Below are 10,044 nucleotides of genomic sequence, written 5' to 3'. Positions count from 1 at the left end.
TATAAATAACATAACAACTTTATATTTATCAAATTTATTAAATATTTTTCTTTTTTATATTTATTTTTAACGTAAGGGCATCAAACGCCATGCCCTTACAACCCCGCTTTACGCAAAACTTTCTTATAAAGAAAAAATAAAACTCGATTTTGAACCAAGGTTATTTTAATTCAAATAACTGCATATAATTCAAAACATATTTCAAAATCTCAGACAGTTATTTTTTCCTTAACGAAATTTTGCTTAATTCATATTTAATTAAATTATCTTGTGTAACTAAACTAAAACTGTCGTGATTTTTTTGAAATGAAATTGACTGTCTGAGCTTTTTCAAAACTTTTAAATTATAATCAATTTAAGAGTTGATAATAATCTTTATTAAAAAGCGAGTTTCAATTTTATTTCAAAAAAATGCTTAGACAAGCGGGGTTTGCAAAGGGGATGGCGACTGTTCCCCTTTGCTTTATAAAAAAGGAAAAATATATAAATTACATAAAAAAGTATTATTAATCAATAAAGTTTAATTTAGATATTCGTAACTACTTTTTACTATTTTTCAAATATTTTCTTGCTAAATAATCAATTATAATAATATAAATACCAATATGCACATACATATCTGCCACATTAAATACGAAAGCCCAGATTCCTCGAAAATCTATCATGTCAATTACATATCCACGAAGAATTCTGTCAATCATATTTCCCGTAGCTCCAGCGGCAATTACTGCTACTCCTATTTTTGTCCATTTGCTGTAATTCTTAAAGTTTTTGTACTCTACAGCGATTACGTATATAATTAGAACTGCACTTGCTATTGTAAATAAATTGATTTTTCCTTGCAATAGACCGAAAACTCCGCCGTGATTTTCAACATAAGTCAAATGAAAAAATTTATCTATTATTGGTATAGAAAAACCTTGCACTCCACCTGACACATTGAACATCAGCTGCTTTGTAATCTGATCTAATGCAGCTAAAACCAAAATAATAATTATATAAGGCATTCTTTTCTCCTCACATTTTTTATTAACACATATTTGTAAAAAACGAACTAAATAAGTTATTTTTATTTAGCTATATTTAGTCCTATTTTACAAAATAAATTTTATGTTACATTTTTTCCAGAACGCTTGCACATCTTGGGCATACATCTGGATGATCGTGGTTGTGTCCAACTTCCTCATCGTATTTCCAGCATCTTTCACATTTTTCTCCAGACGCTTTTTCCACAGCGATATTAATTCCTTCGATTTCGCTTTCTGCTAAATTATCATTTACAAATTTAACTTGAGATACGATAAATAAGTCAGAAACTTCATTTTCTGTATAATCTTTTATAAATGAATATTCATCATTGGCAATGTTTAAAAGGACTCTTGCATCAAGAGAATGCCCTATTAATCCATTTTGTCTTTCTGCTTCCAGCTTTTTGTTCACTTCTCTTCTTAGACGTGCAATTTTATCCCATTTTTGTGCTAATTCTTCATTCAAGTATTCAGGTCTTGCTTCAATCCATTTTGATAAATGTACACTTTCTTCTTCTTTTAACGTTTCTGGTATTCTTTCCCAAATTTCATCAGCTGTGAATGACAATACTGGAGAAATTATTCTTACTAGCACTTTTAAAACTTCTGTCAATACAGTCTGTGTGCTTCTTCTTTCAATTGAAGTTGTTCCTTCGCAGTAAAGTCTGTCTTTTACTATGTCCAGATAAAATGAAGACATTTCCATTGAGCAGAAATATGTAATTTCCTGGAATAGACTGTAAAATTCGTATTTATCATAAAATTCTGTTGTTTTAGCTTTCAATTCTTCCAGTTTGTGCATTGCCCACTTGTCAATTTCAAACATATCCTTATAGTCAACTTTATCATTTGCATAATCAAAATCATTTAAGTTACCCATCAAAAATCTAGCTGTATTTCTGATTCTTCTATAAGCATCAGACATTTGCTGTAAAATATTTTCTGAAATTCTTACATCTTCTCTATAATCTACTGAAGATACCCACAATCTTAAAATATCTGCTCCATATTTTTTTGTAATATCTTTTGGAAGTATTGTGTTTCCTAAAGATTTAGACATTTTTCTTCCTTGTCCATCCATTGTGAATCCATGAGTTAGGATTCTCTTGTAAGGTGCATCTTTTGTACTTGCGATTGATGTCAATAATGAAGATTGGAACCAACCTCTATGCTGGTCACTTCCTTCAAGGTACAAGTCTGCTGGTCTTGGCAAGTTTCTTGGTACTAACACACTTCTATGCGAAACTCCTGAGTCAAACCAGACGTCCATTATACTTCTTTCTTTTCTAATATCCACATCTTTCAAGTTATATTTTTCTAAAAGTTCATCTCCGATAATTTCTTTGGCTTCATATTTCCACCAAATGTCAGTTCCTTCTTTTTTTACCATTTCAATTACTCTGTCCATAATTTCTGGCTCATAAATAACTTCATCAGTCGCTCTGTTGTAGAACAATGGTATTGGTACTCCCCATACTCTTTGTCTTGAAATAGTCCAGTCTGGACGAGTTTCTAACATTGAACCAATTCTATTTTTACCCCAAGATGGTACAAATTCTACATCATCTAGTGCTTTTATAGCATTTTCCCTAATATCGCTTTCATCAACGCTAATAAACCATTGCTCAGTCGCTCTGAAAATTACAGGTTTTTTACTTCTCCAATCATGCGGATATGAGTGAACAAATTTGCTGTGATGCAATAAATGTCCGCTTTCCGTCAAATCCTGCACAATTACATTGCTTGCTTTTGCATAAAACATTCCTTCGTATTTTCCAGCTTCCTTTGTCATATGCCCTCTGTCATCAACTGGCGACAATACTCCAAGTTCATATTTTCGTGAATAATTGTAATCGTCCGCCCCGTGTCCAGGTGCCGAATGTACTGCTCCAGTCCCTGCATCAGCTGTAACATAATCTCCAAGCATTACCAGCCCTTCTCTATCCAAGAACGGATGTCTATAATGAGTTTTCTCAAGTTCAGTACCTTTAAACTCCTTCAATAATTCATAAGAAATTCCAAGTATATTAAATACTGTTTCAGCCAATTCTTTTGCAACTATAAGATTACCTTTTTCTGTTTTGTATAATCCGTAGTCAAATTCAGGATGTAAAAATACTCCCAAGTTTGCAGGCAATGTCCAAGGTGTTGTTGTCCAAATAAGAATACTTGCTTCTTCCACACCTAATTTATCTAATAAGTCCTGTGTCCCTTCAAATTTTACATAAATTGAATGAGATTCTACATCTTTATACTCGATTTCCGCTTCAGCCAAAGCTGTTTCAGTAGTAGGCGACCAGTAAACTGGTTTTAACCCTTTATAAACATAACCATTTTCGTAAATTTCCTTAAATACTTTTAACTGTTCCGCTTCATACTCAGGCATTAAAGTGATATAAGGATTATCCCAATTTCCTAAAATTCCAAGCCTTTTGAATCCTTCTTTTTGTTTTTCTACCCATTTCAAAGCATATTTTTTACATTCTTGCCTAATTTGCAATGGAGTCATATTTTTTGCCTTTTCTCCAAGTTCTTCCATTATTTTCCACTCGATAGGAAGACCATGTGTATCCCATCCTGGAATATATGGTGCATTATAACCTCTTAATCTTTTGTATTTTAAGATAATATCCTTTAATATTTTATTTAATGCATGCCCAATGTGAATATCTCCATTTGCATATGGAGGCCCATCATGTAACACAAAAAATGGTGCCCCTTCGTTTAATGATTTTTCATAAATTTCAGCTTTTTTCCAGTCCCTTAATGTTAAAGGTTCTTTTTGTGCCAAATTAGCTTTCATTTTAAAGCTCGTCTTTGGTAAATTTAGCGTTTTTGCATAATCTACCTTGTCTTCCACATTATTATTTTCCGACATTTTTCCTCCTATATTTTTCTTTTAAATTATTCTCTTTATTTATATTTTTTATTATATCACAATTTTATACATTTTAAAATAACTCAGCTTTATATATTATTTTTCTCTTAGTTATTATCCTTAAATATACAAATAAGGAGATACCAAATTTTTAGTATTCTCCTTTTTCTTTAATTATTATATCTAAATTTTTAAATTTTATTCAAATTTTTAGTTACTAATGTATCATTCCTGCTCCAACAAATGTCAAAATACCTAGCACAAGTCCATACAATACAGAATATTTAATAGTTTTTCCTAAAAGTTCTCCGTCTTTTCCATTTAATGCTGCAGAAACTGATGTTACAATTGCGATATTTTGTGGTGAAATCATTTTACCACCTGTAGCTCCAGCGGTATTAGCCGCAATTAACAATGATTGCAGTGCCGGATTTTGTGATAACCCTTTCGCTACTCCTACTTGAATTCCACCAAATAACAAGTTAGATGATAAATCACTTCCTGTAACAAATGTTCCAATTGTACCTAAGAATGGTGCAATGAATGGGAACCCTGATCCAGTTAATGTTTTAAGACCGTCTGCAATGCTTGCTGTCATTCCACTGTGCTTCATAACTACTGAAAGTGCTACAATCCCCATGATTACCAACATTTTATCTAATTTATGATAAATTGTATGACCTAGTACTTCGACCATGTCTTTTACTTTTACTTTTTGAATAAATCCTGCGATAACTGTTGCTATAAATAAGGGTGCAGCTGGTGCCAAAATCCATTTAAACGCAACTCCAGCTTCTTTTGCACTTTTTGCATCTCTAAACCAAGTTGCCCAATGCCCAAATGAAAAATCAATCGTTGAAATTGTATGCTCGTGCAAAGGCTCATTTATAACTTTAACAACTGGACTTGTCCCTACGATTAAAACTACCATTAAAATATATGGAAGCCAAGCTAAAATTGCATCTTTAGTAGAAACTGCCACAGTTTCAAATCCTTCTTCCGCCTTAACAAACATTTTTGTTGCGACAATCATTAAAATCATTGCTATTAAACTTGAAATAATTGTAGGAAGTTCAGCTCCAGTCGTCATAGCTATTAATGGCTGTACCATATATCCAATAATTGATGCGATAACTACTGGTAAAATCCCTTTTCCAAAAGCTGGATTTTTTCCGCCATCTATTTCTTTATTTGCAAAAACTACTAAAATAAAAGGAATAACACAAGTTAATAGTAACAATAGCAATGATGTAAATAATGCTGTCTGTTGAGCATTTAATCCAAAGTTTGAAATCATTGTTGTAACTGGAAGTCCCACTGTTCCAAATGCTGTTGGTGTCGAATTTGCAAGTAAACAAATCATCGCCGCTGTCATAGGAGAAAATCCTAAAGAAATCATAATTGCCGCTGGAATTGCAACCGCTGTCCCATATCCTGCAATACCTTCTATAAATCCACCAAATCCCCAGGCAAGTATTAAAGCTTGAGCACGTCTATCTGATGTAATATTTCCCAACATCGTTTTGATAATTTCAATTTTACCATTTTTTACTGATAAGTCATAAGCAAAAATAGCTGCTATTATTACGAATCCAATTGGCATCCAAGCCACTGCAAACCCTTCAAAAAGTGAAGCAATAATCCCTTGAACTGGAATTCGCCAACTTGACATGACAAAGTTCAAAATAATCGCTACAATCAAACTCGCATAAGTACTAAACAACGCAGATTTTTTTAAAACTGCTAACAAAATTAAAAATAAAATTATTGGTATTAAACCTACTAAAAATTCCATTCTTTCTAAACCTTCTTTCTATGATTTTGTTAAAATAATTAACATTTTATAATATATCTTATCAAATTTTTTTAAAAAGTACAAATTTTTTTCTAAATTAAATTTTAGCCTATTCCAAAATTAAACAAATAAAATTAAATAATTCTAACTTTGAACAAATTAAATCTAATTTTCAAACTCTTATTTAAAGCCCCTTTCTTGTAAGTCCAACTCTTCCTCTTTCCTTATCTAGTGACAATATTTTAACTTTTATAATTTGTCCCACAGAAAGTTCCTTTGTAGCGTCTGAAACAAACTTTTCTGCTATTTCAGAAATATGAATCAAAGCATCATTTTTTAGCCCTATATCAACAAATGCCCCAAATTTTGCCACATTTCTAACAGTTCCTTCCAGAACCATCCCTTCTGTCAAATCATCCATATTCAAAATATCTGAACGTAAAAGCGGTTTTTCAAATTCATCACGAGGATCACGTCTATCCTTTAATAGTGCCTCGTATACATCCTTTGCCGTTTCTCTTCCAAAATCATTTTCCTTAATAATTTTTTCCAAATCTATTTTCTGCAATTTTTGTCTTACAACACCCAAATCTTCTTTTAAATCCTCAACTTTACATCCAGCTTCCTTCAAGATTATTTCTGCAATGTGATATGATTCCGGATGGATAATCGTATTATCAAGCGGATTTTTACTATCAGGTACAACAACAAATCCTGCCATCTGCTCAAATGCCTTATCTCCAAGCCCTTTTACCTTTTTAAGCTGTTTTCTGTCTTTAAAATCACCATTTTCGTGTCTATAATCCACAAGATTTTTTGCCACATTCTTCTTGATTCCAGAAACAAAACTTAATAATGCCCACGAAGCTGTATTAATATTGACTCCTACGTTATTTACCACATGTTCAATTGTCTGCTCCAAAGTTTCATTTAGCTTTTTCTGATTTACATCATGCTGATACATTCCTACTCCAATTGATTTTGGATCAATTTTTACAAGTTCTGCCATTGGATCCTGAATTCTTCTTGCAATAGAAATCGCTCCTCTTGCTGTAACATCCAAGTCAGGAAACTCCTCAATAGCAATTTTGGAAGCAGAATAAATTGAAGCCCCAGCCTCATTTGCAATCAGATACGAAACTTTTTTCTTAGAATCCTTTATTACATCGGCAACAAAAGCCTCCGTTTCCCTCGAAGCTGTTCCATTTCCAATTGCAATAATATCCACGTCATATTTTGCGATATAATCTAATATTTTTTTCTTTGCAGTAGCAAGCTGTCTTTCGTTATGTACTCCATCTACAAGAAAAAGTACATCATTTGTTTCATAAAATCCATCTTTATTAATAATTACCATCTTGCAGCCTGTTCTATATCCTGGATCCAATCCCATAAGTGTTTTTTTCGATAAAGGCGGTTGTAACAATAGTTTTTCCAAATTTTCAGAAAAAATGTTGATTGCTTCTTCTTCCGCTTTTTCTGTATAAATATTTCTCACTTCATTCTTTATGGATGGATAAGCCAGTCTGTCCAGCGAATCTTTTATAACTTCCTTAAAAAATTCAGTTAAATTTTTATTTTCAAAAGTATTCAGAATAAAGTTTGTTATAACTTCTTCTGTTTTTTCATCAATATCAATATCGACTTTCAATATTTTTTCCTTTTCTCCACGATTTAACGCAAGAATCCTATTTGAAGCACTTCTACCAATCTGCTCCGAATATTCATAATAATCCTGATAAACACCTTTTTCATCATTTTCTTTATTTTTTTCAATGACTTTAGAAGTCAAAATCCCAAATTTTGCAATTCTATCTCTTAAAAATTCTCTGATTTTAATATTTTCCGAAATATCCTGAGCAATAATCAAGTGAACTCCTTCAATTGCAGCCTTAACATCCGCCACTTCTTCCGTAACATATTTCTCAGCTTCTTTTTCCAACTGCTCCATTGTAGTCCCTTTGGCTAATGCAAACTCTGAAAGAGGCTCCAATCCTTGATCTTTTGCAATATCCGCTTTTGTTTTTTTCTTTTTCTTATAAGGCAGGTACAGATCTTCCACTTCCTGCAATTTCATCGCATTTACAATACTTTTATGCAATTCCTCAGTTAGTTTTCCTTGCTCCTCAATCAGCCTTATAACTTCCTCTTTTCTCTTTTCTAAATTTCTATAATACGTAATTTTTTCAATTACATCCCGAATCTGTTCCTCATCCAGATTTCCTGTAATTTCCTTCCGATACCTAGCAATAAACGGCACGCCAGTAGCGCTCGTGGTGCTTGTCGGAATCCAGGTTGCTGGCCTGGTTCATGGCAAACACCGGCATCAGGGCCGAGACGGGTTTCACCTGATAGAGGAAGTCCACTTCCTCGCCATGCAGCACCTCGAAGGTGAGGCTCTGGTCTTCCTCGTTGCGGATGACGGTGGTCTGCACGCCCTGCTTGTTCAGTTCGGCGCAGACATCCTGCATGGCGGGCTCCAGCGTGCCGCTCATGAAGCGCAGCACCGCCTTGCGCGTGGGGAAGTTCAGGATGCGGTTCAGGCGGTCACGCCAGCTGTGCTGCGGGTTCAGCGCGGGCGGTGCCATGTCGAAGGTGCTGGCCTTGCGGCGGTTTCCCTCCTGGCGCAGGCTGTAGGCCATGGCCACCATGTAGATGAAGAGCACCAGCGAGAATGGCAGGCCGGCTGCGACCGAGACCGACTGCAGGGCCGAGAATCCGCCCGAGAACAGCAGTCCCAGCGTGATGAGGCCGGTGGCGGCCGCCCAGAAGAGTCGCAGCCAGATGGGGGCGTCGTCGCCCGACGAGAGTCCCTTGCTGGACAGGTTGGCCAGCACCAGCGCCCCTGAATCGGCCGAGGTGACGAAGAAGATCAGGCCGATGATGACCGAGACGCTGGACCAGATGGCCGGATGGGCATAGTGCTCGAAGAGGGCAAAGAGGCCCATGGCGGGGGTCTCGATGGCGGTCTTGGCCAGTGCCGGATCGGTGGCGGCATGGAAGATGCCGCTGTTGCCGAAGATGGAGAACCAGGCAAAGATGAAGCCCAGCGGGATGAACATCACGCCGAAGACGAATTCGCGCAGGGTGCGGCCGCGCGAGATGCGGGCGATGAACAGCCCCACGAACGGTGCCCAGGCCACCCACCAGGCCCAGAAGAAGATGGTCCAGGTGGATTTCCAGGTGGCGCCCTTCGCGCCTTCGTAGGCGTAGGTCTCGAAGGTCTTGACCGGCAGCATCTCGAAGTAGTCGCCGATGTTCTGCACCATGGCGTTGAGCAGGAACTGCGTGGGGCCGGAGAACAGCAGGGCGATGACCAGCAGGATGGCGGTCAGCATGTTGAACTCGGACAGCCGGCGCACGCCCTTGTCGACGCCGGACATGGCCGAGGCGGCCGCCGTAACGGTGACGATGATGATGATGACGGCCTGGGTGAACTTCGTGGTCTCGATGCCGAAGACATGGGCCAGGCCGGCGTTGGCCTGCAGCACGCCGATGCCCAGGCTGGTGGCCAGGCCCAGCAGCGTGCAGACCACGCCGAAGATGTCGACGCTGTGGCCCAGCCAGCCGTCGGCCCGCTTCTGGCCGAACACGGGCACGAGCGCCGAGCGCAGCGCCAGCGGCAGGTTGTGGCGGTAGGCGAAGTAGGCCAGTGCCATGCCGATGAGCGCGTAGATGCCCCAGCCGTGCAGGCCCCAGTGCAGGAAGGTCTGCGCCAGGGCGGCCCGGGCGGCCAGGGGCGTGCCGCCCTGGCCGGTGACCGGTGTGAGGTAGTGGGTCAGCGGTTCGGAGACACCGAAGAAGAGCAGGTCGATGCCGATGCCCGCGGAGAACAGCATGGCGGCCCAGGCCAGGTACGGGAAGTCGGGCTTCTCGTGGTCCTGACCCAGCTTGATGTCGCCGTACTTGGACATGCCCACGTACAGCGAGAAGATGCCGTAGGCGGCGACGATCAGCATGTAGTACCAGCCGAAGCGGTCGGACACCCAGGCCAGGGCGTGGCCGAGCACCTTTTCGCTGATGCCGGGAAAGGCCAGGGTGAAGCCGATCAGCGCGAGGGTGAGCAGCGCCGAGACCGTGAAGACGATGCGGTGGATGGTGGCGGGCGTGTCGGCCGTGCCGTTGATGACGGTCGTCGTGGCCGTGCTGCCGGTGTCCTGACCGGGCGGATGCTGCGGAGATGAGGGGTGCTGTTGCATGCCTTGTCCTCCCTCAGGCCCGGACGGGCTTGCCGCGCACGGGGGCGCCGTTGGCCTGGTAGTAGGGGGCATCGGATGGCGGCAGGGGATCGCGGCCACGGATCCGGTCGGCGATCTTCTCGGCGATCATGATGGTGGTGGCGT

General features: G+C 39.3%; 5 protein-coding genes. All 5 read right to left on the bottom strand.

Annotation, left to right across the window (positions count from 1 at the left end):
- Positions 1-539: 539 nt before the first annotated feature.
- Positions 540-1,040: a signal peptidase II gene (gene lspA, locus Q0370_RS08890; RefSeq protein ID WP_299574805.1), complete on the bottom strand. Its 501-nt coding sequence runs from the start codon at positions 1,038-1,040 to the stop codon at positions 540-542.
- Between the two features lie 73 nt (positions 1,041-1,113).
- A complete protein-coding gene (gene ileS, locus Q0370_RS08885) occupies positions 1,114-3,906 on the bottom strand; it encodes an isoleucine--tRNA ligase (RefSeq protein WP_299574803.1) in 2,793 nt (930 codons plus the stop codon).
- Positions 3,907-4,123: 217 nt separating this feature from the next.
- Positions 4,124-5,701, bottom strand: coding sequence for an L-lactate permease (locus Q0370_RS08880; protein WP_299574801.1), 1,578 nt, complete (start codon positions 5,699-5,701; stop codon positions 4,124-4,126).
- Positions 5,702-5,885: 184 nt separating this feature from the next.
- The gene (locus Q0370_RS08875; protein ID WP_299574798.1) at positions 5,886-7,961 is read right to left on the bottom strand and encodes a Tex-like N-terminal domain-containing protein; all 2,076 of its coding nucleotides are present in this window, start codon (positions 7,959-7,961) and stop codon (positions 5,886-5,888) included.
- Entirely contained in the window at positions 7,945-9,900 is a 1,956-nt protein-coding gene (gene betT, locus Q0370_RS08870) for a choline BCCT transporter BetT (protein ID WP_299574795.1), read from the bottom strand. The genes Q0370_RS08875 and betT overlap by 17 nt, the downstream gene beginning before the upstream one ends.
- Positions 9,901-10,044 lie beyond the last annotated feature (144 nt).

Origin of the sequence: uncultured Leptotrichia sp. (assembly GCF_938036635.1) — a bacterium.
Classification (GTDB): domain Bacteria; phylum Fusobacteriota; class Fusobacteriia; order Fusobacteriales; family Leptotrichiaceae; genus Leptotrichia; species Leptotrichia hongkongensis.
The sequence above is the reverse complement of the archived record's forward strand: the minus strand, read 5'-3'. Positions and strand labels throughout refer to the sequence as shown.

Coding starts and splice junctions, on each gene's coding strand:
- Q0370_RS08880 (WP_299574801.1), bottom strand. CDS start 5,701: ATGGAATTTTTAGTAGGTTTAATACCAATAATTTTATTTTTAATTTTG.
- ileS (WP_299574803.1), bottom strand. CDS start 3,906: ATGTCGGAAAATAATAATGTGGAAGACAAGGTAGATTATGCAAAAACG.
- betT (WP_299574795.1), bottom strand. CDS start 9,900: ATGCAACAGCACCCCTCATCTCCGCAGCATCCGCCCGGTCAGGACACC.